This is a genomic window from Mesorhizobium sp. P2_E7 (genome assembly GCF_056403855.1).
This window is the reverse complement of the sequence record NZ_JBFUER010000002.1, coordinates 174,763-198,483: the sequence shown is the minus strand read 5'-3', so window position 1 is coordinate 198,483 and position 23,721 is coordinate 174,763. Positions and strand designations below refer to the sequence as shown.

The 23,721-nt window shown below is 63.0% G+C and carries 24 protein-coding genes and 2 tRNA genes; 9 read left to right on the top strand and 17 right to left on the bottom strand.

The features are described 5' to 3' along the window. Nucleotides 1-64 precede the first annotated feature (64 nt). From AC1DYC_RS18040 to AC1DYC_RS17995, 10 genes are all read right to left on the bottom strand, one after another. Nucleotides 65-140, bottom strand: a tRNA-Phe gene (locus AC1DYC_RS18040). Between the two features lie 258 nt (nucleotides 141-398). Next, the gene (gene yacG, locus AC1DYC_RS18035) at nucleotides 399-590 is read right to left on the bottom strand and encodes a DNA gyrase inhibitor YacG (RefSeq protein WP_477266539.1); all 192 of its coding nucleotides are present in this window, start codon (nucleotides 588-590) and stop codon (nucleotides 399-401) included. Further along, complete coding sequence (locus AC1DYC_RS18030; protein WP_477279633.1) at nucleotides 587-1,213, bottom strand: Maf-like protein; 627 nt, start codon at nucleotides 1,211-1,213, stop codon at nucleotides 587-589. Before AC1DYC_RS18030 ends, yacG begins: the two co-directional genes overlap by 4 nt. 19 nt (nucleotides 1,214-1,232) lie before the next feature. Beyond that, a complete protein-coding gene (infA, locus tag AC1DYC_RS18025) occupies nucleotides 1,233-1,451 on the bottom strand; it encodes a translation initiation factor IF-1 (protein WP_006329283.1) in 219 nt (72 codons plus the stop codon). A 184-nt stretch (nucleotides 1,452-1,635) separates the two neighbouring features. Continuing rightward, nucleotides 1,636-2,085 (bottom strand): arsenate-mycothiol transferase ArsC, encoded by a 450-nt coding sequence (locus AC1DYC_RS18020; protein WP_477408653.1) that lies wholly within the window; start codon nucleotides 2,083-2,085, stop codon nucleotides 1,636-1,638. Nucleotides 2,086-2,209: 124 nt separating this feature from the next. After that, on the bottom strand, nucleotides 2,210-2,695 hold the full coding sequence (locus AC1DYC_RS18015) for a UPF0262 family protein (RefSeq protein ID WP_477306705.1): 486 nt from the start codon (nucleotides 2,693-2,695) through the stop codon (nucleotides 2,210-2,212). Between the two features lie 6 nt (nucleotides 2,696-2,701). Further along, complete coding sequence (gene hisD / locus AC1DYC_RS18010) at nucleotides 2,702-3,994, bottom strand: histidinol dehydrogenase (RefSeq protein WP_477408651.1); 1,293 nt, start codon at nucleotides 3,992-3,994, stop codon at nucleotides 2,702-2,704. A gap of 9 nt (nucleotides 3,995-4,003) precedes the next feature. Further along, the gene (locus AC1DYC_RS18005; RefSeq protein WP_477408649.1) at nucleotides 4,004-4,438 is read right to left on the bottom strand and encodes a DUF2948 family protein; all 435 of its coding nucleotides are present in this window, start codon (nucleotides 4,436-4,438) and stop codon (nucleotides 4,004-4,006) included. A gap of 286 nt (nucleotides 4,439-4,724) precedes the next feature. Next, on the bottom strand, nucleotides 4,725-6,017 hold the full coding sequence (gene murA, locus AC1DYC_RS18000) for a UDP-N-acetylglucosamine 1-carboxyvinyltransferase (protein WP_436258273.1): 1,293 nt from the start codon (nucleotides 6,015-6,017) through the stop codon (nucleotides 4,725-4,727). 141 nt (nucleotides 6,018-6,158) lie between these two features. Beyond that, nucleotides 6,159-6,353, bottom strand: a complete 195-nt coding sequence (locus AC1DYC_RS17995) for a hypothetical protein (protein WP_477408647.1) — start codon at nucleotides 6,351-6,353, stop codon at nucleotides 6,159-6,161. Between the two features lie 151 nt (nucleotides 6,354-6,504). On the opposite strand from AC1DYC_RS17995, the gene AC1DYC_RS17990 reads away from it, so the two are divergent. After that, nucleotides 6,505-6,579: transfer RNA gene (locus AC1DYC_RS17990), tRNA-Thr, on the top strand. A gap of 150 nt (nucleotides 6,580-6,729) precedes the next feature. Then, on the top strand, nucleotides 6,730-7,023 hold the full coding sequence (locus AC1DYC_RS17985; protein ID WP_477408646.1) for a GYD domain-containing protein: 294 nt from the start codon (nucleotides 6,730-6,732) through the stop codon (nucleotides 7,021-7,023). A 179-nt stretch (nucleotides 7,024-7,202) separates the two neighbouring features. Here AC1DYC_RS17985 and AC1DYC_RS17980 read toward each other — a convergent pair whose 3' ends face one another. Then, a complete protein-coding gene (locus AC1DYC_RS17980; protein ID WP_477408644.1) occupies nucleotides 7,203-7,760 on the bottom strand; it encodes an ester cyclase in 558 nt (185 codons plus the stop codon). A gap of 31 nt (nucleotides 7,761-7,791) precedes the next feature. After that, nucleotides 7,792-8,418 carry an NADPH-dependent F420 reductase gene (locus AC1DYC_RS17975; protein WP_477408642.1) on the bottom strand — a complete coding sequence of 209 codons (627 nt, stop codon included), beginning with the start codon at nucleotides 8,416-8,418 and terminating at the stop codon, nucleotides 7,792-7,794. Between the two features lie 132 nt (nucleotides 8,419-8,550). On the opposite strand from AC1DYC_RS17975, the gene AC1DYC_RS17970 reads away from it, so the two are divergent. Further along, a complete protein-coding gene (locus AC1DYC_RS17970; RefSeq protein ID WP_477408640.1) occupies nucleotides 8,551-9,474 on the top strand; it encodes a LysR family transcriptional regulator in 924 nt (307 codons plus the stop codon). Here AC1DYC_RS17970 and AC1DYC_RS17965 read toward each other — a convergent pair. Then, nucleotides 9,410-9,889 (bottom strand): DUF6314 family protein, encoded by a 480-nt coding sequence (locus AC1DYC_RS17965; protein ID WP_477408638.1) that lies wholly within the window; start codon nucleotides 9,887-9,889, stop codon nucleotides 9,410-9,412. The two genes, AC1DYC_RS17970 and AC1DYC_RS17965, sit on opposite strands and share 65 nt — an antisense overlap. Before the next feature lie 369 nt (nucleotides 9,890-10,258). On the opposite strand from AC1DYC_RS17965, the gene AC1DYC_RS17960 reads away from it, so the two are divergent. Together AC1DYC_RS17960 and AC1DYC_RS17955 are read left to right on the top strand one after the other, a co-directional pair. Then, nucleotides 10,259-10,729 carry a hypothetical protein gene (locus AC1DYC_RS17960; RefSeq protein WP_477408636.1) on the top strand — a complete coding sequence of 157 codons (471 nt, stop codon included), beginning with the start codon at nucleotides 10,259-10,261 and terminating at the stop codon, nucleotides 10,727-10,729. A 262-nt stretch (nucleotides 10,730-10,991) separates the two neighbouring features. Then, entirely contained in the window at nucleotides 10,992-11,348 is a 357-nt protein-coding gene (locus tag AC1DYC_RS17955) for a hypothetical protein (RefSeq protein WP_477408634.1), read from the top strand. A gap of 99 nt (nucleotides 11,349-11,447) precedes the next feature. Here AC1DYC_RS17955 and AC1DYC_RS17950 read toward each other — a convergent pair whose 3' ends face one another. Next, nucleotides 11,448-12,221 (bottom strand): SDR family NAD(P)-dependent oxidoreductase, encoded by a 774-nt coding sequence (locus tag AC1DYC_RS17950; RefSeq protein WP_477408632.1) that lies wholly within the window; start codon nucleotides 12,219-12,221, stop codon nucleotides 11,448-11,450. A gap of 243 nt (nucleotides 12,222-12,464) precedes the next feature. Between AC1DYC_RS17950 and AC1DYC_RS17945 the strand changes: the two genes are divergently transcribed. From AC1DYC_RS17945 to AC1DYC_RS17930, 4 genes are all read left to right on the top strand, one after another. Continuing rightward, nucleotides 12,465-16,301: a caspase family protein gene (locus AC1DYC_RS17945; protein WP_477408630.1), complete on the top strand. Its 3,837-nt coding sequence runs from the start codon at nucleotides 12,465-12,467 to the stop codon at nucleotides 16,299-16,301. A gap of 151 nt (nucleotides 16,302-16,452) precedes the next feature. Then, entirely contained in the window at nucleotides 16,453-17,847 is a 1,395-nt protein-coding gene (locus tag AC1DYC_RS17940; protein ID WP_477408628.1) for a multicopper oxidase family protein, read from the top strand. 154 nt (nucleotides 17,848-18,001) lie between these two features. Then, nucleotides 18,002-19,315, top strand: coding sequence for an NAD(P)H-dependent oxidoreductase (locus tag AC1DYC_RS17935; protein WP_477408626.1), 1,314 nt, complete (start codon nucleotides 18,002-18,004; stop codon nucleotides 19,313-19,315). A gap of 200 nt (nucleotides 19,316-19,515) precedes the next feature. After that, a complete protein-coding gene (locus tag AC1DYC_RS17930) occupies nucleotides 19,516-20,394 on the top strand; it encodes an MBL fold metallo-hydrolase (protein ID WP_477408624.1) in 879 nt (292 codons plus the stop codon). Nucleotides 20,395-20,445: 51 nt separating this feature from the next. On the opposite strand, the gene proC is transcribed toward AC1DYC_RS17930, so the two are convergent. The 3 genes from proC to AC1DYC_RS17915 are packed head-to-tail and all read right to left on the bottom strand — an operon-like array spanning nucleotide 20,446 to nucleotide 23,629. Continuing rightward, complete coding sequence (gene proC, locus AC1DYC_RS17925) at nucleotides 20,446-21,261, bottom strand: pyrroline-5-carboxylate reductase (RefSeq protein ID WP_477408622.1); 816 nt, start codon at nucleotides 21,259-21,261, stop codon at nucleotides 20,446-20,448. A gap of 27 nt (nucleotides 21,262-21,288) precedes the next feature. Further along, on the bottom strand, nucleotides 21,289-22,662 hold the full coding sequence (locus AC1DYC_RS17920) for an O-antigen ligase family protein (RefSeq protein WP_477408620.1): 1,374 nt from the start codon (nucleotides 22,660-22,662) through the stop codon (nucleotides 21,289-21,291). Beyond that, nucleotides 22,631-23,629, bottom strand: a complete 999-nt coding sequence (locus AC1DYC_RS17915; protein WP_477408618.1) for a glycosyltransferase family 2 protein — start codon at nucleotides 23,627-23,629, stop codon at nucleotides 22,631-22,633. The genes AC1DYC_RS17920 and AC1DYC_RS17915 overlap by 32 nt, the downstream gene beginning before the upstream one ends. Between the last annotated feature and the right edge of the window lie 92 nt (nucleotides 23,630-23,721).

Below are 23,721 nucleotides of genomic sequence, written 5' to 3'. Positions count from 1 at the left end.
TTCAGAGATTTGCAGCGACAGAAGCGTATAAGCTTCGGCAAAAGGGACTGTCGGGAAGAGGTGATGGTGCCCAGAGGCGGATTCGAACCACCGACACGCGGATTTTCAGTCCGCTGCTCTACCAACTGAGCTATCTGGGCCTCGCCGGCAAACGAGATATCGCTAGCCGGATTTCAGGAACGCGCCGTGGGCGCCCCTTGAAAGCGGGTGGGTTATAGCACGGGAATCCGGCCTGTCCAGCGCCTAAGCACCGATTTTCCGGGGCAATTGTCGCGGATACGTGACGGGGTTCGATCGGCGTCGGCAAAGCAGCAATTGCGCCGGTCGGCAAAGTGAAATTGTCGCGGTCGGAGCCGCCCTGCATCCGCCTGCCGGCCGCAATGCCGCCGCCCAAATCCCTATTTCGGCTCGTCGCTGTCGTCCTCGTCATCCCTTGCGGTGATGACATAGGCGCCTTTCAGCCAGCGGTTGAGGTCGATGTCCTTGCAGCGCTTCGAGCAGAAGGGATAGGTCTCGCGCGCCGATGGCTTGCCGCATTCGGGGCAGGGGCGCTTCGGGCGCAGCGGCGTGACCTTGTCGTCCAGGCTCATGGCCGCGCGGTGTGCCAGTTGGTGTGGATCTTGAAGCCTTCGCCCGAAAGCAGCGCCACCGTCTCGTAGAGCGGCAGGCCGACGATGTTGGTGTAGGAGCCGACCAGCTTGACGACGAAGGAGCCGGCGAGACCCTGTACGGCATAGCCGCCGGCCTTGCCACGCCATTCGCCCGAGGCGACATAGGCGTCGATCTCCTCGCGCGGCAGCCGCTTGAAGCGAACCCGGCTCTCCACCAGCCTTTGGCGCAGTTTGCCGCCCGGTGTGATCAGGCAGATGCCGGAATAGACCCGGTGCGAACGGCCGGACAGGAGCCCAAGGCAATTTGCGGCGTCGTCCAGCGTCTCGGCCTTGGGCAGGATGCGGCGCCCGACGGCAACCACCGTGTCGGCGGCCAGCACGAAGCCCGGCGCATAGTCTTCCTCGCTCTTCAACGAGGCGAACGCCTTCTCGGCTTTTTCCTTCGACAGCCGCTTGGCCAGCGAGCGCGGATGTTCGGCGCGCAGCGGCGTCTCGTCGACATCGGCCGGCAAGATGCGATCGGGCTCGATGCCGGCCTGCTGCAACAGCTCGATCCGGCGCGGCGAACCCGAGGCAAGCACCAGCTTCTGCAAACTGCTCATCTCTGGTTCCGGCAGGCTGTTACTTGAAACGGTAGGTGATGCGGCCCTTGGTCAGGTCATAGGGCGTCATCTCGACCAGGACCTTGTCGCCGGTCAAAACGCGGATGCGGTTCTTGCGCATGCGGCCGGCCGTATGGGCGATGATCTCGTGTTCGTTTTCGAGCTTCACCCGGAACATCGCGTTGGGCAACAATTCCGTCACGATACCCGGAAACTCGAGGACTTCTTCCTTCGGCATTCGATACCTTTGCTTGGATTGCAGTTCCGGCGTCCTGGAGCGCCCAGGCCGGAATTTCGGCGGAACCTATATGATAATCGTGCGCTTGTGAACACGCTTAGATCGCGTCATATGCGACGCGATCTAAGCTTTTGTTTATGCATGTCGTTGTCTCAAAACCGAGACCACATTTGAGCGACATGCATTAATCCGCCGCGTTTTTTGCTTCTGGAAGCAAAAAACGTCTCGATATCCGCGCTTTCAGCCGTTCGCGCACGTCGCGATAGCTGGCCATGATCTGCTCGCGCCGGCCGCCGGCGTTGGTCGGGTCGGGCATCGGCCAGTATTCGACCTCGACGGCAAGCGAGCGGGTGAGTTCGAGCGCGGCATGGTGGGCTTCGGGCGCCAGCGTGACGATCAGGTCGAAATAGTCGTCCTCGAGATCGTCCATGGCGCGCGGCTGGCGCTCGCCCAGCGTCAGCCCTTCTTCGGCCAGCACCGCATCGACGAACGGGTCGCGCTCGCCTTTGTGCACGCCGGCCGAGGCGACGAAGGTGGCCGGCGGCAGCATGCGCCGCGCCAGTTGTTCGGCCATCGGCGAGCGCACGGCGTTCATACCGCACAAAAACAGGATCGAATGCGGCGCCGAAGCCACTAGAGCATGATCCCGCAAAGTGGAAACCGGTTTGCTCGGACAAAACGAAAATAGTTTTGTCCTGAGATCATGCTCCCACAAAGAGTCAGATCGGGATGGCGATTCAACGAAGCGTCATCCCGATCTAACCCCGCCAGTGCAGCACGCAGACCAGCGTGAACAGCCGTCGCGCCGTGTCGAAGTCAATGTCGATCTTGCCGGCCAGCCGGTCCATCAGCGTCTGCGAGCCTTCATTGTGCAGGCCGCGCCGGCCCATGTCGATCGCCTCGATATGGCTCGGCGTCGAGGAGCGGATGGCGTCGTAGTAGCTTTCGCAGATCAGATAGTAGTCCTTGACGATGCGCCTGAGCGGCGTCAGCGACAGGATGTGGGTGACGACGGCCGCGCCATCCTCGCGGGCGACCGCAAACACCAGCCGGGATTCGGCCAGCGACAGCTTGAGCCGGTAGGGCCCAATGCCGTCATCATTGACCGGCTGAAAACTGTTTTCCTCGATCAGGTCGAAGATCGCCACCGCGCGCTCATGTTCGACGTCGGGCGTCGAACGGCCGATCGATTCGTCGAGTTCGACGTCGATCAGTCTTGCGCGGGTTGGATCGCCGTCCGCCATCGCCGCCTACATGTTCAGCCGGATGGCGACGGAGCGACCATGCGCGTCGAGCCCTTCCGCCTTGGCCAGCGCGATCGCCGCCGGCGCAAGTGCTCTCAGCTGCTCCGGCCCGAGCTTCAGGATCGAGGTGCGCTTGACGAAATCGAGCACCGACAGGCCCGACGAGAAACGCGCGGAGCGCGCCGTCGGCAGCACATGGTTGGAGCCGCCGACATAGTCGCCGATGACTTCGGGCGTATGGCGTCCTAGAAACACCGCGCCTGCATTGCGCATCCTGGCCAGGAAACCCTCGGCGTCGTCGATTGCCAACTCGACATGCTCGGCCGCGATGCGGTCGACCAGCGGCAGCGAGGCGTCGATTGTGTCCACCAGGATCACCGCACCGAAATCGCGCCAGCTGGCTGCAGCCGTCTCAGCACGAGGCAAGCTCTGCAACTGCCGCTCGACCGCCTGTTCGACGGCTTTGCCAAACGCGGGATCGTCGGTGATCAGGATCGACTGCGCCGACACGTCATGCTCGGCCTGGGCAAGCAAGTCGGCGGCGATCCAGTCGGGATCGTTGCTGCCGTCGGCCACCACCAGCACTTCCGACGGGCCGGCGATCATGTCGATGCCGACCGTGCCGAACACCTGGCGCTTGGCCGCGGCAACATAGGCATTGCCTGGCCCGACGATCTTGGCGACCGGCTTTATTGTTTCGGTGCCATGGGCAAGCGCTGCGATCGCCTGTGCGCCGCCGACACGGTAGATTTCCGAGACGCCAGCCATGTCGGCCGCCACCAGAACCAGCGGGTTGATGATGCCGCCCGGCGCCGGCACCACGATGACGATGCGCTCGACGCCGGCCACCCTGGCCGGCACCGCGTTCATCAGCACCGAGCTTGGATAGCTTGCCGTGCCGCCCGGCACATAGAGCCCGACCGCCTCGATCGCCGTCCAGCGTGATCCCAGCTCGACCCCGGCCGCATCGGTATAGCGATCGTCCTTGGGCATTTGCCGTTCGTGATGGGATCGGATGCGGTCACGAGCGAATTTCAGCGCCTCGACCGTCTGCGGATCGGCCGTTTCATAAGCCCTTGCGATATCATCCCTGGAGACGGCGATGCCGAGCTGGCTCAAATCGGCCTTGTCGAATTTCAGCGTATAGTCGATCAGTGCCGCGTCGCCTTCGGCGCGCACCCGCGCAATGATGGCGCGCACGGCGGTGTCGACGTCCTCCGAGACTTCCCGCTTGGTGGTCAGGAAGGCGGCGAAGCGCTGCTCGAAACCGGCATCGGACTGGCGGAGCGTGATGGCCATCGGCAGCGTCTAGCCCCTGTGCACCGGACGCGACGTAGCTTCCCAGGCGCCGCCTATGTCGGCAAGCCGCGCCTCGATGCACTCGACGTCGAGCATGATCGTGCCGCCGCCGGAGAAGACCAGCTCGACGATGCCGGCCGGCTTGCTGATCTCGACAAAGCTGATTGCCAAGAGCGACAGCACCTCGGCCGGCCTGTCGCGGGCGATGCCGTTGGTCTTGGCGCCGAGCACGCGGTCGAAATGCAACACCGCCTGGCGCCGCTCATTGTGCTGGCTGAACAGCCCGGAGTTCGCCTCCCAGACGAAGCGGTTCATGGTCAGCAAAAAACGCTTGGCCGAAGGCAAATATTCGAGGTCCGAGACCTTCATCACGGCGTCCTGGACATGGGCCGAGACAATGCTCAGATCCTGGTCGTCGAGCGCGATGAGTTTGAGGGCTGCCATGCGGATTTTGTGCCTGAGGTTGGTTTGAAGCCTTCTGTTAGGCGGTCTTGGCGATCCGTGCAACCGTTGGCGAAGCTGCGATCTCCCCCCTTGCGGGGGAGATGCCCGGCAGGGCAGAGGGGGGTGGGAAGGACCGCCAACGTTTCGAGTCAGCCTGTTCCGCAGGGAAACTCGCGCGAGGGCGCTGCACCGACTGGCGACAGGCCGGCGGGACAGCACCCCCCTCTGTCCTGCCGGACATCTCCCCCGCAAGGGGGGAGATTAGCCGTCACCACAGAAGCAATCCTTAAGCCGAAATCCGCTCGATCACCGCACCGCAGTTGGACAGCTTTTCTTCCAGCCGCTCAAAACCGCGGTCGAGGTGGTAGACGCGGTTGACCGTGGTCTCGCCTTCGGCCGCGAGGCCGGCGATGACCAGCGACACCGAGGCGCGCAGGTCGGTCGCCATGACAGGCGCGCCCTTCAGCTTGGCGACGCCGTCGACGATCGCCGTCTGGCCGGAAAGCGTGATGTGGGCGCCAAGCCGGGCCAGTTCCTGCACGTGCATGAAGCGGTTTTCAAAAATGGTCTCGGTGATGCGCGACTTGCCCTTGGCCATGGTCATCAGGCCCATGAACTGCGCCTGCAGGTCGGTGGGGAAAGCCGGGAAGGGCGCCGTCGTCACGTCGACCGGCGCAATGCCGGCGCCGTTGCGGCGCACGCGAATGCCGGAATTGGTCGGGGTGATCTCGGCGCCGGTCTGGGCAATGACGTCGAGCGCGGTCTGCAGCAGCTCGGGGCGAGCGCCTTCCAGCACCACGTCGCCGCCGGTCATGGCGACAGCCATGGCGTAGGTGCCGGTCTCGATGCGGTCGGGAATAACGCGCACGCGCGCGCCCGACAGCGATTCGACACCATCGATGGTGATGGTTGGCGTGCCGGCGCCGGAGATCTTGGCGCCCATCGCGTTGAGGCATTCGGCAAGGTTGACGATTTCGGGCTCGCAGGCGGCGTTCTCCAGCACCGTCTCGCCCTTGGCGAGCGACGCCGCCATCATCAAGACATGGGTGGCGCCGACCGAGACTTTCGGGAAGACATAGCGGTTGCCGACAAGGCGGCCATTCCTGGTCTTGGCCAGCACATAGCCGGTGTCGACATCGATGTCGGCGCCCAGTGCCTGCAGGCCTTCGAGGAACAGATCGACCGGCCGCGTGCCGATGGCGCAACCGCCGGGAAGCGACACTTTTGCTTCGCCCATGCGGGCCAGCAGCGGGCCGATCACCCAGAACGACGCCCGCATCTTCGACACCAGCTCGTAAGGCGCGGTCGTGTCGACAATGTTGCGGGCCGAGAAATTGATGGTGCGCGAATAGCCCTCATTCTGCTTTTCGCGGCGGCCGTTGACCGAATAGTCGACGCCGTGATTGCCCAGGATGCGGATCAGCTGCTCGACATCGGCCAGATGCGGCACGTTTTCCAGCGTCAGCGTGTCGTCGGTGAGCAGCGATGCGATCATCAGCGGCAGGGCTGCGTTTTTCGCGCCCGAAATCGGAATGCTTCCGGCGAGCTTGTTGCCGCCGACAATTCTGATGCGATCCATGAGAGAATGTCCCCTCGGCCCGAAAGGCCGGTTTTCGTCCGTTTGCGTATCGGCCCGTCTAGACCATTGGCCGGCTTGGTTCAAGAAATAGGATTTCTTGCCCCTTTGGCCAAGGTGGAGGGCCAGTGTGGCTGCTTTCGGTCAGTCCTTGTGCATTTTTTCAGCAGCCGCCAGGCCTTCAGGCCGCTGGTCAGGGTCACCGTTGCGCCGCGACCGCGCCTGCGCCTTGCGCTTCATGAGATTGGCGCGCAACTGCTCGGCCAGCCGGTCTTTGCGGTCCGTGCCGCCTTTTTTTGCCGGATCGGCCTTTTTCGGTGGAATTGTCTTGTCGTTCATCGTCCCGCCCCCCCGCGACTGGTGGGTCTGCCGTTCCAAGGGGATAGCTAGCACTGTGGAGCCGCGATGTCAGCGAAACTTGTCCGGCAAAAGCCTTTCACAGATGCCTTGCGCTTACCGGTTCGATATGGCAGAAGCCCCGCCATCAGCGGCTGCGGTAGCTCAGTGGTAGAGCACTCCCTTGGTAAGGGAGAGGTCGAGAGTTCAATCCTCTCTCGCAGCACCAGTCTATCTCTTTGAAGTCATTGAAGCCCTTGATTTGCAAGGCATCGCCTTCCTTGCCCAAGTGGTTCGCGCACCTAACTCATGGTATCATAATTCCGGGAGACGGCGGACGCGCCGTGAGTGCCCGCCCGCTCCCACATGGGAGGAACAAATGGCTTATTACGTATTGCTGTCAAATTTCACAGATCAAGGCATCAAGGGCATAAAGGATACGCCGAAGCGTGCTGAGGCCTTCAAGGCGATGGCCAGCAAGAGCGGCATCAAGGTTCACACCCTGTTATGGACGCTTGGTCAACATGATGTTGTGGCGATTGCCGAAGCCGACGACGACATTGCTGCGACCGCACTAGCCTTATCGATCGCATCGCTGGGCAACATCAGAACTCAGACATTGAGAGCGTTCGACGCGGCGGATATGGCCAAGATAATGGCAAAGATGGCCTGATCGCCGCCGTGCTGCCTTGCGCAGACGATTGAAGCCGACCGCTGAGCCGAACGGCGGCAGGCCTGTCTGCTTTCCATCAAGCGAAACCCCGGCACAGCCGGGGTTTCTTGGGAGACGTTGAACTCGACGCATGGGGCCGCACACTTCCGGCCCGATCTACGACATCATGACCTCGTGATCTACTTCCCGAGACCAAGCTGGTTCATCAGGTCCTGGTTGTCCCAGAACAGCCATTCGTGGTCCATCGTGCCGTCCTTCCAGTGGCCGATGGTCACCATGCCGAGTGCGTAGCGTTTGCCGGTGGGCTGAATGGAGCCGCCATCGGGCGTCGGCATCGGCTTGGTGAATGTGCCCGTCATCACGCCTTGCGCGCTGGTCCAGGTTCCCGAGCCGAAGCGGATCGGATGCTCGTGGATCGCGGTATCGGGCGCCCACACGAACAGTGTCTTGAGATCCGCAATGTGCTTGTCGATGCCTTTGGTCTCATGGCCGTCGGGCCATGTCACCACGATATCCTTGGAATGGCTTTCGCCCAGGCGATCCCATTTCTGGTTCGAGAACACGTCGAAATCGAGCGTATCGAATATCTTGAGGTTGTTCTCGACCTCGGGCGCCTGCACTTCCGGCGCAGGAGCCGGCGTAGCCGGGTTTTCCCAAAGTGTATCTGCGAATGCGCCGGTGGCGAGAAGGCCGGTCACGGCAAGGGCGAGAGCGGATTTGACGATGAAGTTGTTCATGGTGGTTCTCCCTGCTGGTTCGCGGTGAGGGTCAGGCGGCGGCGACGAAGGTCGGCGAAATCGCCGTGCCTAGGCCCGCGCCATAGGCCAGGTAGATGTTGAGGCCAGCCAGCGGCTCGAGGTAGCGGGCGTTTTTCAACGGACCGGCATCGACCACCGAGAAGCCCATGGATGCCGCGAGCTTGGTGACGGTGGTCTTGGCATCCGCGTCGTCCGAGGCCAGGAAAACGGTGGTCTTGCCGCCGTTGGGAAGAGCCGCTCCGGCATCGAGCAGCTGCGCGAAGATCGTGTTGAAGCCCTTGACCAGCCGCACGCCGGGAACTGCTGCGGCGATTTCCTCGGCGCTCGACGTCGAATGGCCGATGGTCAGGCCCATATAGTCCGATGTCAGCGGGTTGGTGATGTCGACGACGATCTTGCCGTCGAGCTTGCCGGCGGCCTTGAGGGCGGCAACGGCGTCGCCGGCCCCGGTTGCCAGGATGATCACCTCGGCGTCGCCGAGTTTGGCTGGGTCGACCGCAGCCGCGCCATACGTCTTGGCAAGGGTCTCGGCCGAGGCCGCATTGCGGCTGGAAACAGTGATGGAATGGCCCGCTTTGGCAAGCTGCTTGACGAAGGACGAGCCCATATTGCCCGATCCGATAACCGCGACTTTCATGATGACGTCTCTCAATCTGAGTGTTGAACCGGCGCCACCAATGGCGCCTGGGTGATGTGTTATTCAACTTGAAGATCGAGATAAATGGCGATAAATTAAGTAGATTGTTACAATAAGTGGAACAATGGTGCGATGGATCTGATCCGGGCGATGCAGGTCTACGTGGCTGTGGTGGAGGCACGAAGCCTCGTCGCCGCCGCTGCCAAGCTGGACACCTCGAACGCCGCCGTCTCCCGCCATGTCGCCGCCCTGGAAGATCATCTCGGCACAAGGCTGCTGAACCGCACGACGCGCCGCCTGTCCATGACCGACGCCGGTCAGGAGTTCTTCGGCCGGGCGCAGCAAATTCTGAGCGATGTCGCCGAAGCCGAAGCGATCGCCGGCGAAAGCGCTACGTCACCGTCCGGCCTGTTGCGGATCAGCTCGCCGCTTTCCTTCGGCATCATCACGCTTTCGAAATGGCTGCCGGGTTTCATTGTCCGCCACCCGGATCTGCGCCTCGACGTCGACCTGACCGACCGGATGGTCGATCTCGCCACCGAGGGCGTCGACGTCGCCCTGCGCATCGGGCTGCAACCGGCAACGACCAATGTCATCTCCAGGCGGCTGGCACCTGTCGCCATGGTGATTTGTGCTTCCCCGGACTATCTCAAGCGGCACGGCTGCCCCGCTGTGCCTTCCGATCTCACGCACCACCAAACGCTTAGCTACTCCTATCTGTCGACGGGTGAGAGCTGGAACCTGGTCGACCGGCAAGGCCAGGCAACATCGGTGCGCATCAATCCAATCGTTCGCGCCAACAACGGCGATGTCCTGCGAGAGCTTGCCGTTCAGGGCCTCGCCATCGTCCTGGGCCCGGCATTCATCGTCGAGGATGATATTGCCACCGGCCGACTGGTGCCGATCCTGGAGGGCTGGAGCATGACGGGCTTCAGCCTCTACGCAATCTATCTCAGCCGGAAATTCCTGCCTGCGAAGGTCCGGATCTTTATCAATTACCTGGAAGAGGTTTCGCGCGCCCAACATCCCCGCCATCAAGGCGACGAAACCGGCTGAGGCTCGCGTAATTCTTGCGCGGACCTTTGACCCGCCAGGCCTCGGCCCATTCGTCCGGGCCGCGAAACAAGAAACGCCCGACATAGACATCGGCGCCGCAAAGATGGTGGACGATCTGGGTTGCCTTCGGCTCGAGTTCGATGAAGTCGCTGCCGTCGGCACGAAGAATCGCGATCGAATGCTCGCGCAACTCGAGCCGGTATGTCCTGCTCGCCGGCATGGCATGAGCGCCGGTTTGCATGATGCCGCGCTCGGCGAATGCATCACCGGTGACGATGGCGTTGCCGGTGAAACTGTATGTCGCACCGGCAAGGAAATCGATCATCGTGCGGCGGACCGTCCAGTCGCCGGCAAGGCTGTCGGCGATGCTCTGCCGCAGCCCGGCTGCACCTTCGGTCAAATAGATGCGATCCACATTATTCCCGCAACAATACAGCGCTTCGCTTCGTGCCATGGATAACATTAAAGGCCCGACAGCGTCGGGGCAAAAGCCATTCGACCGTGGCGCCTATCAGGGCCATAAAACTGGCGGCTGGCTTGGTTTCACAACGGCCGTTTGACAATAGGCTTCAGTCCGCGCGGCCGAAAAGTTCTTGGTCTGAATTGAACAAATTCACAGTGTTGAAGAAACATTTCTGTGTAGCAATCGCGATCGGCAAAACATCATTGCCGATGCTATCGAATTTATTGATGTCTTGCGCAACGATCTTAACGGGACAGGGAGGGTGGAATGGCCAAGAATTGGGAGTTGAGAATTACGCGCACCGGTGAGCAGACGAGAGGCGTGAAGCGCAGAACAGTCGGCAAATACGAGGTCTTTCACGACGGCGTCAAAGTCGCCGGTCTCTCCGGCGTGACTGCCGAAACAAAGGGGCCCGGCGACAACAAGACTGCTGGCAACAATCGCTGTGTCGAGGCCGGCACCTACAATCTGTTCACGCAAGCCGGTCCCAAATATGTGACGATCGGCTATACCTCGAACGTCAATCCGGCCGCGCTCAAGCGCCCCGGCCTGCTGCTGCTGCCGACCGGCAAACGGGTCGGGATCCTGATGCATCCGGGCCGCGGCTTCCTGTCTTCGATCGGCTGCATCAACCCGGCGACGAAGCTTGCAACCGCCACCGACGACATCAATTTTGTCGACAGCCGAAAGCGTGTCATCGCCATCATCGACGACATGAAGGCGTTTCTTGGCGCGTCCTTCCCGGGCAGCAACGGCGTCAAGATCCCGAACGCGACGATCGTGATCACGTAGGAACACCGCGCCGGCGAGGCCGCCGGCGGAGGTGCGATCATGTCCGACCTCCGGCATTTCCGACCTCTGGCGCGTCGCGCCGGAGGCCATTGCAAGCCGAGACGAGCGGCCCAAGGGCCTCGGCGACGCGTGGCCATTTCACCATCCTGACAAAAACGCGCAGACCGCCGTGTTACGGTGTTGATGGTGCTCGCCGCACCACATTGCGCCTGCCATTGCGTGAAGAGGAGATAGTGTCACGTCCAGGATCAATCGCCGCGCCTTGCTGTTTCAATCCGGTGGCGCCGTTGTCACGTCGACCATTGTGGCGAGAGCCGCCGTCGCAAAGCCATCGCCACAGCAATCGTCCAGTCACCTGCAGGGGCTGATCGAAACCCACCAGGCCGCTTACGTCACGTTCGGCAAGGTCGTTCGCGACGTGCGCGCTGGCCGCTCCGACCACGAAAGAGCGAGCCGGGATGAGGAGAAGGCCTTGCTGGCCATCTGCGCCTATCCCGCGGTTGAAGAAGGCGACCGCCTGGCCAAGGCTCGATATCTCCTGGAGATAGAGGCACGCGGCGAACTTGACCTTCCGGTGCATATGCAGACGCTTCTGCGTTCGACGATGCCGAAGAGATAGCGCCGGCGCGAAAGCCGCTTCCCGCCTGTGGGTCTGGCCGTATTCGCCAATGGCGCCCATTTCGGCCGGCACGCTGGCCGCGCTTTTGACACTGGACGCTCACGCCACCGACCAGCCCCCATCGACCAGTATGTTGGCGCCCGTGATCAGCGATGCCGCCGGCGACGCCAGAAACACGACCGTTCCCGCAACGTCGATCGGGTCGCCGATGCGGCCGAGCGGGATGTGGCCCAGCACGTGCGCGTGGAACTCCGGCTCGGCCAGCGAGGGCCGCGTGCCGTCGGTCCAGATGAAGGTCGGCGCCACGCTGTTGACGGCGATGCCGTGCTGCGCCCATTCCGCGGCCAGGCAGCGGGTCAGATGGTTTATCGCCGCCTTGCTCATACAGTAGATGGCTTCGCCCTTCAGCGTCACCGTGCCGGCCTGCGAGCTGATGTTGATGATGCGCCCGCCTTTCTGGGCAATCATCAACTTTGCCACCGCCTGCGTGGTGAAGAAGGTGCCCTTGAGGTTGACGTTGACCGTCAGGTCGAAATCGTCCTCGGTGACGTTCTCTGCCAGGTTTTCCGGCCCGAGCCCGACATTGTTGACCAGAACGTCAATGCGGCCGAAGGCGGCGTGCGCCTCCGCGACACCAGCCCGCACAGTGGCGAGATCGGTCGCATCCATATGCACGGCCAGCGCCCGCCGGCCGATGCGCTCGATCTCGGCGACAAGCTCGGCGCCATCGGCCTTGCTACGCACGCCGACAATCATGTCGGCGCCGGAGCCGGCGCAGGCCAGCGCACAGGCGCGGCCGATGCCGCGTGAGGCGCCGGTGACGAGCGCCACCTTACCCCCCAGGTCGAATTTCGGCGTGTAGTCCGTCGTCATTGCAAACCTCCCTGAAAACTGTCGGGCTCCGGAATTTCCGCATCCGGCGCCTCATGCAGAACACTACCCACTCGCCTGCTGAAAGCCAGCCGGCGTCTGATGGCATTGCCCACGACAAGAACACAGCTCGCCCAAGGACTTGCCATGGGCCGGCCATCATGATGCCATCTCGCCTGCGCAAGATATCGCCGGGTTTTGGGCTAGACGATGCTCTTTGGGCGAACAGCAGGTGCGACGGGGCGCATGTGCGCGGCGATTGCCGCGGCACTGCTGTTGTGCCTGTGCGCTCTTGTCTCCGCTTCTGCTGAAGAACCGAAGGCGCTGAAAGGCGTGGCGTTGGTCATCGGCCAGTCCGACTACCAGCACGTCTCCAAATTGCCCAATCCGGAAAATGATGCCCGCGCCATCGAGGAGATGCTCGACAAGCTCGGTTTTGAGACCGATGTCGCCACCAATCGCGACGCCCGCAAATTGCGCCGCGACCTCGAAGGCTTCGTCGAAGATGCCGAAGGTGCGGACGTCGCCATCATCTATTATTCGGGCCACGGCATCGAGGCAGGCGGCGAGAACTATCTGGTCCCTGTCGATGCCGACGTCTCGTCGCTGAGCGATGCCGGCGAGAAGCTGGTGCCGCTGTCTGCCATCGTTGCCGAACTCAAAGCCAAGGTGCCGGTCACCATCGTGTTGCTCGACGCCTGCCGCAACGACCCGTTCCCGCCCGGCACGCTGCTGAAGCTTTCGCCCGGTGACGAAGGCAAGCCGATCAGCGCCGGCGGCCTCGGCGAAACGCGCGGCGTGGTGTCCCTGAAAGGCAACGCCGACGCCAAGGGCTCGGTCGACGACAGCCTCGGCCAGGTCATCAGCTTTGCCGCCGAGCCCGGCAAGGTTGCGCTCGACGGTCCGGCCGATGGCAACAGCCCCTATGCGGCGGCCGTCTTGCGCCACATCGACACGATGGGCGGCGAGGAGTTCGGCACCGTTTTGCGCATGATCGGCGAGGAGGTCTATCTCAAGACCAATGGCCAGCAGCGGCCCTGGGTGAATGAGAGCCTGCGCCGGCTGCTCTACTTCGGCACCCCCGCCGAGGCGCCGAAAGGCGATGAAGGCGAAATCCTCAGGGAGCGGCGCCAGCTGCTGCTGACCATCTCGACGCTGCCCGATCCCGAACGCCGGCAGATCGAATCGGTTTCGCGCGACGGTGGCGTGCCGATGGATGCGCTCTACGCGATGCTGAAGACGCTCGGCGTCGACATCCCCAAGGATCCGGCGGAGCTAGACAAGCTGCTGCGGGGCCAGACCGAGCGCCTGAAACAAGTGCTGGGTGAACGGGAGACTTTGAAGAACCCGGACCCCGAAATCGCCAGGCTATCGAAACTTGCCGAGCAGGCTGTGCAGGAAGGCGCGCTGGAAGCGGCGCAGAAATTCAATGAGCAGGCCAAGGCCCGCATCGGCGAACTGTCGTCAACGGTCGACCAGGCCGAGGCCGAGTTGAAGGCAAAGCGGCTTGAATTCGCAAAGGTCTTCGCCAGCAGCGCCAGAACTTATGAAATCTCCTTCAATTTCGTGGAGGCGGCGCAGGATTATGCCAAAGCCTATGAGCAGGCCGCCAAATGGAGTGACGAAGACGCATTCTACTATAAGGCGGCGGAGGCCAACGCCCTGTCGGAACAAGGGGACTTCTCCGGCGACAATGCGTATCTCAGCCAGGCCCTGACGGCCTACGGGCAGGCGCTGACCTATGTCACCCGCGAAAAATCGCCGCTGCTCTGGGCCGCCACCCAGAACAATATGGCGGCAACGCTTTCCACTCTGGGCGAGCGCGAAGCCGGCCGCGAAAACCTCGACGAGGCAGCCGCCGCCTATGAACAGGCGCTGACCGTTTACACCCACGATGCCTATCCGGACGACTGGGCTTCGACCTATGGCAATCTCGGTACGGTCTACTGGCGGCTCGGCCAGCGCGAGAACGGCACGGCGCTGCTGGAGCGGGCGGTCGCGGCCTTCCGCTCGGCGCTTGAGGTGCAGTCGTCGAAGAGGCTGCCGTTGGAATGGGCGGCGACGCAGAACAATCTCGGCATCGTGCTGTCCGAAATCGGCGAACGCCAGACCACATCAGACAGTTTCCGCGCGGCGATCGAAGCGCATCGTGCGGCGCTGACCGAATACAGTAGGGAGCGCGTACCGCTCGACTGGGCGCTGAGCCAGGTCAATCTGGGTGCTGCGCTCTATCGCCTTGGCGAGCGCGAGAAGGATATCGCGACCATGCAGCGGGCAGTCGCTGCATATCAGGCGGCGACTGGCGAAATGACTAAGGCGCGCGCACCAGCGCAATGGGCGACGATCCAGAACAATCTGAGCACGGCACTGGAATCAATCGGCCAGATCAACGGCGACATCGCCACACTCGAGCAGGCGCGCGACGCTGCTTTGGCGTCGCTTACAGTGTGGACGCGCGAACACGCCGCAGCGAGCTGGGCCAACGGCCAGCTGACGCTCGGCAATGCCCTCTACCGCCTCGGCGCCAAGCAGAAGAAGAAGGATCTGCTGCTGAAGGCCGCGACCGCGTACCAGGCAGCGCTGTCCGAATATCCGCGTGAGAAACTGCCGCTCGACTGGGCTTCCCTGCAGCAGAATCTGGGATCGGTCTACGATACGCTCGGCGATCTCGATACGGGAACCGATTACTACATCCAGGCGGTGACCGCGTATCGTCAGGCATGGGAAGTCTACACTGCTGGCGCCGCACCGCGCGAGTTCGCTTCGATCGGTTACAACCTTGCAGGCACGCTGTCGAACTGGGGTGACCGCGCCGAGGACATCTCGATCCTGCAGCAGGCGATCGATACCTATGGTCAGGTGCTCACGGTCCGCAGCCGCAACAACGACCCGGCCAACTGGGCCAAGACGCAATTCCGCCTCGGCTACGCGCTGATGATCTCGGGCAAGCTGGCCGACGACAATCAGTTGATGCAGCGTTCGGTCGACGCGCTGCTGGCAGCGCTGGACGCCCAAGCGACAAGCGGAAATGTCACCGAGATCGGTCAGACGCGGCGTGTGCTTGGCCAGACCCTGTCGATCCTGGGCGCCAATACGTCTGACATGGATATGCTGTCGCAGGCCGTCGACATGTTGAAGGTGGCGCTCCCGGCCTATTCCAGGGATGCCGACGCGGATGAATGGGCCAACGTCAATTACGATCTCGGCTTTGCCCGATACAGCCTCGGCCGAATTGGCGCCGGCGCGGCCTTCTACCTGCAGGCCGTGGACAGTTTCGAGACAGCAGCTCAGGTCTACGACGGCTTTCCCGATCGCATGCAATGGGCGCGCACCAAGGGCGACATCGGCAATGCCTTGCTGATGGCCGCGGACGGCAAGGATGTCGAGTTGCTCACCCGCGCGGTTGCCGCCTATGACGCGGCACTCAGCGTGGTGACGCGTGACAATGCGCTGGCGGTCTGGGAGAACAACCAGAACAATCTCGCCAGCGGCCTGTCGAGCCTCGGCTACTGGGCCAACGATGTCGGCAAGCTGAAGCGAGCCGCCCAGATCTACCGCGACCTCGCCACGGTGCGCACCATCGAGCGCGATCCCGGTCAGTGGATCACCAACCAGACCAGCCTCGCTCAGACGCTGAGCATGATTGCGGCCCGAGAGCCCTCGGCCGAACTGTACGAGGAGGCTGTCACCGTCAACCGGGCGCTGGCCGAGCAGATCGGCCGCGAGCGCGATCCCGAACGCTGGGCCAATGCCCGCAACGAGATGGGCTATGCCCTGACCATGGCTGGCCGCGCCGAAAACAACGTCGCGCATTTCGAGGAGGCGGTGCTGGTCCTGCGCGAGGCGATCGTGGTGCAAAAGAAGATCAAGTCGGTGCCGGCCGTCGCCTTCACGCAGGACAGCCTGTGCGACGTGCTGGTCGATCTGGGCGCCGCCCACAAGGACAAGGCGCTTGCCCAGGAAGCCATCGCCGCCTGCCAGGAGGCGCTCGTCATCTTCCGCGACAAGAAGATGGACGACCTCGCCGCGGGTTCGGAAAAGAATCTCGCGGAAGCACAGGCGCTGCTCGCGGAATTGCACTGAAACGGCAACGCCGGCGTTCACACTGCCGCGCAAGCAAATGTCATCGGCCCGCCATGGCATGACAGGGAGGCGATGTGGCAGTATCGGCAGCGCGCCGGTAGCCGCCGCCATCCAGAGCGCCAACACAGCCGCATTTCAGTTGGAGCTTTCTATGACAGTACTCACCCGCCGCAGGCTTCTAAAAACGGCCGCGGTTGCCGGCGTCGGCGGGCTCGGCCTTGCCGCCATGGCCAGGCTCGGCGGCCGGGCGGCGGCCACACCCGAGCCGGTGGTGCTCAAGACGGCAAAAATCCAGGCGAAGTTCATGGATGTGGGCGAGACCAGGGATGTGCTGACCTATGGTCAATCAGGCATGCCGCCGGTGCTCAGGATGAAAAAGGGCGAGCCCTTTGCCGCGCGCCTCGTCAACGGCATCGACGATCCGACCACCATCCACTGGCACGGCATCCGCGTTCCCAACAAGATGGACGGCGTCCCTTTCCTGGTTCAGCCCTATGTCTACACCGGCGATCAGTTCGACTACGCCTTTGCGCCGCCCGACGCCGGCACATTCTGGTATCACCCGCATTGCAACACGCTGGAGCAGATGGGGCATGGCCTGACCGGCGTCATCGTTGTCGAAAACCCTAACGATCCGAAGTTCGACGCCGAGGCGGTCGTCAACCTGCGCGACTGGCGGCTCGGCGACGACGCTCAGTTCATCCAGCAGTTCAGGCCGCGAGATGCCGCAAAGACTGGCACTTACGGCACGGTGCGCACCGCCAACTGGCTCGACCAGCCGCAGTTCGACGCGCCGGCGGGCGGGCTGGTGCGGCTGCGGGTCGCCATCACCGATGTCACCCGCATCTACGCCTTTCGCGTCGAAGGCGCGGAAGCCGCCGTCATCGCGCTCGACGGCAATCCGGTGCCGCAGCGTTTTGCCCCCGATGCCTTGCTGCTTGGTCCGGGCCAGCGCATGGACCTCGCCATCCGCATGCCGGACCAGGAGGGCGCCATCGTCAGCCTCGGCGACGTCAGGGGGACAAAACCCAAGACACTCGCCACGCTGCGCGCCACCGGCAGCTCGCTCAAGCGAGACCTGCGCGACCTCGCGCCGCTGGAAGCCAATCCGGTGCAGGAGGTGGACCTCGCCAGCGCCCAGCACATTGCGCTGTCGCTCAGCGCCACAGCGGAAAACGTGCCGAGCGACAGCATATGCGGCACGCTCGGTTACTCCTTCTGGGCCATCAACAAGGTTCCGTGGCCAGGCGACACGCCGGACCCGACCGCACCTCTGGCCGAACTGAAGCTCGGCAAAAGCTATGTCATCGACATGGAGAATCTGACGCCGCAATCGCATCCGATCCATCTGCACGGCATGAGCTTCAAGGTGCTGTCGTCCTCGACGCGCGAGGTGCAGCCTGTCATCTCCGACACCTATCTCATTCAGCCCAATGAGAAGGTGCAGCTCGGCTTTGTCGCCGACAATCAAGGCGACTGGGTGCTGCATTGCCACATCATCGAACACCAGAAAACCGGCATGACGAGCTACGTCAGGGTGGTTTGAAGCAGCATTCGGTCAATCGGTTTCTTGACGGGGTTAACCTGACCGGCCGGGCTTATTGTCCGAGAAATTGCCGCAGTCCGCGGGTTTCGTTGGCAAAGCAGGGTCGTTCCCTGCTATTCCCGCCTGCAAATCAAGAAGCCGTGGACACGCTTGCATGACCAATGTCGCCCTGACCGGACTGGCCCGCGATCTCGCGAAGCGCGCTGCCGAAGGCAAGCCGGTGCGCATCGGCGTCATCGGCTCCGGCGAAATGGGCACCGATCTGGTCACACAAGGCATGCTGATGCCGGGCATCGAGGTCTGCGCCATCTCAACGCGCCGCCCGCACACCGCGCGTGACGCCATCCGCATCGCCTATGGCGATGAGGCGATGGCGGTCGAGGCCGACACGGCATCGAAAGTCACCACAGCGATCGAGTCGAGGAAAATCGCCGTCACCTCGAACGAGATGCTGGTCACCAATCCATTGATCGACGTCGTCATCGATGCCACCGGAAAACCCGGCGTCGCCGCCGATTTCGACTTGAAGGCGATGGAGCACGGCAAGCATCTGGTGATGATGAATGTCGAGGCCGATGTCACCATCGGCTGCTATCTCAAGCAGCAGGCCGACCGTCTCGGCGTCGTCTACTCGGTCGGTGCCGGCGACGAGCCGTCGAGCTGCATGGAGCTGATCGAGTTCGCTTCGGCGCTCGGCTACACCATCGTCTCGGCCGGCAAGGGCAAGAACAACCCGCTCAACCACGATGCCGTGCCGGACGACTATCGCGAGGAAGCCATCCGCCGCAACATGAACCCGCGTATGCTGGTCGAGTTCGTCGACGGCTCGAAAACCATGGTCGAGATGTGCGCCATCGCCAACGCCACCGGCTTGGTGCCCGATGTTCCCGGCATGCATGGCCCGAAGGCCGACCGCGACGAACTGGCCAAGGTGCTGATCCCGCGCGCCGATGGCGGCATCCTGTCGAAGAAAGGCGTGGTCGACTACACCATCGGCAAGGGCGTGGCGCCCGGCGTCTTCGTCATCGTCGAGGCGACGCACCCGCGTATCGTCGAGCGCATGGACGATCTGCACATCGGCCACGGTCCCTATTACAGCTTCTTCCGGCCTTATCATCTGACCTCGCTGGAAGTGCCGCTGACGGCGGCGCGCATCATGCTCTACGGCCGGCCCGACATGGTGCCGCTGCCGAAGCCGGTCGCCGAGGTCTGCGCCGTGGCCAAGCGCGATCTCGCCGCTGGCGAGACGTTCGATGCCATTGGTGAGACCTGCTATCGTTCCTGGACCATGACCGCTGAAGAGGCCCGCGGCCATCGCGCCGTGCCGGTCGGCTTGCTCGAAGGTGGCAAGGTGCTGAAACCGGTCAGGAAGGGCGAGCTGCTGACCACGGACAATGCCACGCCTGATCAGACGACAAGGCTCTACGCCCTGCGCAAGCTGCAGGACGAGATGCTGTACGGGGGGTAGGCTTTCGGGGTGAAGTGACGGGGCAATCGCATAGGGTTAGCAGTGCCTCATGCGTCGGCCACCATTGTCTGATCCATTCAGACACTCTGTCTTTTTGATCCGTATTTTTCAAACGATGCCGAGATGCCAATCTCCGGTCGATCAGTTGAAACCCATTGAGGATTGAGATGTTGCAGACCGTTTGGACAAGACGCGACACGATGAAAACCCTTCTGGCCGTGGGCACGGCTGCCGTGCTGCCGCCGCTGACCTTTGCCGCTAGGGCTGCCGGTAAGCTGGCATGGGCTTATTTTCAGGCCGACGAGAATGGCTTTCGCCGCACGCCGGTGCTGCTGACCGGCGAGAAGGAAGCCATCCTGCTCGACGGCGGATTTACGCTTTCCGATGGCCGGGCGGTCGCGGATGCGATCAAGGCGACGGGCAAGACCCTGACCACGATCTATGTCAGTTGCAGCGACCCTGACTATTATTTCGGTCTGCGTCCCATCGCGGATGCCTTTCCCGGCGCCAAGATCATCGCGGCCGGCGCGACGGTGGCGGCGATCAAGGCCAATGTGCAGGGCAAGCTCGATGTCTGGGGGCCGCAGCTCAAGGACAACGGTCCGAAGGTTTTGGCAGATGTCGTCATTCCCGAGGTCTCCGATGTCGCCGCGCTTGAAATCGAAGGCAACGCGGTCGAGATCGTCACTGTCGCCGATCTGAAAGACCGCCGCTATCTCTGGGTTCCCAGCCTTGAAGCAGTGTTCGGTGGCGTGCTGATCTCGTCCGGCGTGCATGTTTGGGTTGCCGATGAGCCAACCATTGACGAGCGCAAGAAATGGATTGCCGCGCTGGATGAAATCGCGGCGCGCAAGCCTCAAATCGTGGTGCCGTCGCATCAGGTCGCCGGTGCGCCGGACGGCCTGGCGGCGGTGGAATTCACCCGCGCCTATCTCGAAGCGTTCAATGAGGAAGCCGACAAGGCGAAATCCAGCGTCGAGCTGATTGCGGCGATGAAGCGGCGCTATCCCGATCTGCTCGACGTCTCGTCGCTGGAGTTGGGCGCAAAGGTCGCCAAGGGTGAAATGAAGTGGGGCTGATGCGGCCTGGCTCGGGTCAGGGCTGCACACAGCCCTGACGCCCCGCAGGTGTTACTTCCCGAGCTCTATCGAACGCAACCGCGCGGCTTCCACCGCCTCGGTCAGCAGCTTCGTCAGCCGGTCTTCGCCCATCAGCACCGCAAGTGCTGCGGCTGTCGTGCCGTTGGGGCTGGTGACCTGCTGGCGCAGCAGGCCGGGCTCCTCGCCGCTTTCGGCGGCGAGTGCTGCGGCGCCATAGACGGTCTGCATGGCGAGCAGCCTGGCAGTCTCGATGGGCAGCCCGGCTCTCTCGGCGGCAACTGTCAGCGCCTCGATGAAGTGGAAGATGTAGGCCGGACCGGAACCCGAAACCGCCGTCACCGCATCCATCAGGCCTTCATCGTCGATCGTCGTCACCACCCCGCTCGCCGACAGCAGCTCGGCGACGAAACGCCTGACATCGTCGGTCACCAGCGGGTTGGAATAGACCACCATCATGCCTTTGCCGATCGCGGCCGGCGTGTTCGGCATGCAGCGGATGATCGGCGCGAGATGGCCGAGTATGTGCTCGAACGTGGCGACAGGCGTGCCGGCGGCGATGCTGACGAAAGTGGTCCTGCCATCGCCGAAGCGCTTGTAAGCAGCGGTGACGTCGCGGATGACCTGCGGCTTGACGGCGATGACGACGAGGTCGGGCTCGGCATCGGCCGGGATGCTGTTCGCGTCCGCGGCGGCACTGCAACCGAGGTGCTCGGCACGTTTGCGCAGCTCGGCATTGGGCTCGACCACGAACACGCCTTGCGGGGCAAGCTTGCCGGATTTCAGCCAGCCCGCCAGCATGGCGTAACCCATATTGCCGCAGCCGGCGAGAACAAGCCTGATCGTCATTGAGAGCCCTCCGAGACAGGTTTCTCCTTAAACGCTCACCGACGGGCGGGGAAGACCCTCAAGGCTGGCTGGATCAGGCCAGCAAGGTCGCCGGCGCACCGCGATCGGTCGCAACGACACTTGCCGCAGGCCAAGCACGCCGAGCACGAAGAACAGCCAGACCGGATCGCCGCGGTGGAAGAAGAAGCTTTCGAGGAAAGCGTTCAGCGCCGTGAACAGCACCACCATCATGAAGAAGTCGCCGAGATAGATGTTCTCCTTGCGCGGCGGGATGCGCATGTAGTCGCGCAGCGGCGCGATCAGGAATGTGTAGACGGCAACGCACAGCGCCGGGATGCCCATCAGCACCGCAATGTCGAGATAGCCGTCATGGCCATGCACGATGGTCCTGATGTCCCAGGGCCGGTCGAAGGGCTGGTCCTGGCTGAGCAGCAGCGGCGTGCCCCAGAAACTTTCATAGCCGTAGCCGGTCCACGGCTTCTTCGCCAGCATCTCGCCCGAGAACTCCCACAGCGTGGTGCGGCCTGTATAGGTAAGGTCGGGGAAGTAGGTCGCCGCCAACTCCTTGACCGGCGGGATGAAGACGATGCCGAGCGTGCCGACAGCCGTGGCGATCATTGCCAGCGCAAACAGGACCGGCGTGCCGAACCGCATGCCGATCAGGCCCGGCAACACCACGATCAGGATCGAAAATGGCACCAGGCCGGCCGTCGTCTTGGAGCCGGTGTGCAGCATGAAGACCATTGCCGCGCCGAAGATCGCCACGCCCCAGAATTTTTGCCCACGCCGAAAGAGATAGAGCCCGGCGAAGCTGAAGCAGGCCATGACAGGCCCGGCGATGTTCTTGTGAGCGAAGACGCCGCGCCACAGGCCGGCATGTTCAGGTTCCTGCGAGTCCGCCGTGTGCAGCGCTTCGTGCGGAAAGACGATGAGGCCGACATAGGACAGGCCGATGACGACGATGGCGGTGAAGATGATGACTTTCGAAAAGCTGTCGGCGTCGCGCGGCAGCACCAGGACCGTCGCTATCGTCAAAATGCCGAGCAGCGTGAAGAAAGCCGCGCGCATCGCCGAGGACGGATCGGTCGCGTTGATGACCGAAAACATGAAGAAGCCGAGCATCAGGATCCAGGACGGGCTGAGCAGCGAGCGCACCACCTTGGGGTCGGCGAAGGTCAGCAGCGAGAAGATCGAAATGGCGCCGAGCGAACTGAAGCCGAGCTGGTTGACGATGTCGCCGCCGTCGCCGGTCAGTTCCGCGCCTGCCGGCTGAAACGGCCGGAACGACACGATGATGACGGCAAACAACAGCGCGGCGATCGCCGTCGCCACGCCATCGCGGGTGACGATGCCGCCTAGCAGCAGCTCGTCAGTTCTTCTCAGGCTGCCGGTATTGCTCATTGGCGTATCCGAATTCGGCAAGCACGCGGCCGAGCGCGACATAGACGGGATAAAGCGCCGTCGACAGGGAGCCTGTCCGCGCCAGCTTGATCGCACCGCGCAGCGGCGAGGCGGCAAGCAGCGCCAGACTTTTAGCAAACACCTTGACGCCGGCCAACGGTGTGCCGGCGCGTTTCTTCTTCTCGACCAGTGTCGAGATCACGCCGTTGCGCAAGGATCGGGCGCGGATCCAGTCGGCCTCGACGCGCCTGGCCGGAACGCCTTCGCGCACCCTGGCCTCGGCGCACCAGCCAAGCACGAAACCTTTCTGCGCCGACCGGCTGAGAAAGTCGGAATCGCCGCCGCCCATGAAGTTGAAGCGCAAGTCGAGGAAGGGCGGCCCCATGGCGGTCAGCACTTTGCGCCCGACCAGAAGGTTGCCCGAGGAATAGAGTGCGGCCACGCACCCGGTCTCGCGATAGGGCGGCGCAAACACCGGGTGCTCGGCCCATTTCGCGTGAGCCGGATCGGCAAACACCGGCACTTGCGGCCCGCCGACAATGTCGGCGCCAAGCGTCTCTGACGCCTTGCACATCCGCTCCAGCCAGTCGGCGTCCGCGATCTCGTCATCGTCGATGACGAGGAGATGGCGGAAGTCAGGAAAATGCAGGATCGCCGTCTGCCAGCCGGCATTGTAGGCGCTGCAATTGCCGCGCTCATGCGCGATGATGACCATGCCCGTCATATCGCCGCGCGCAAACAGCGGCAGCGCCGCCTTGGCGCCCTCGCGCGCCTCGACTTCGTTCTCGATGACGATGACGGCGAAACGCCTCGCGGTCATTTGCGCCTTCAGCGACGCCAGCGTTTCCAGGAGCAGCTCTGGCCGCTTGAAAGTCGGCAGCGTGACGACGGCTTCTATGGTCTCGGCGGCAAGCCCCGGAGAGCGTCCCGCGATCGATACCGAACCGTCCGATGGCAAAGGGATCATCCGCTTCCAGCCGCAAGTATTAAATCTCGTTTTCGATAGCATTGCGATGATAACGTTTCGTTAATCACCTTTCGCAGCGGCGCCGGCCGATC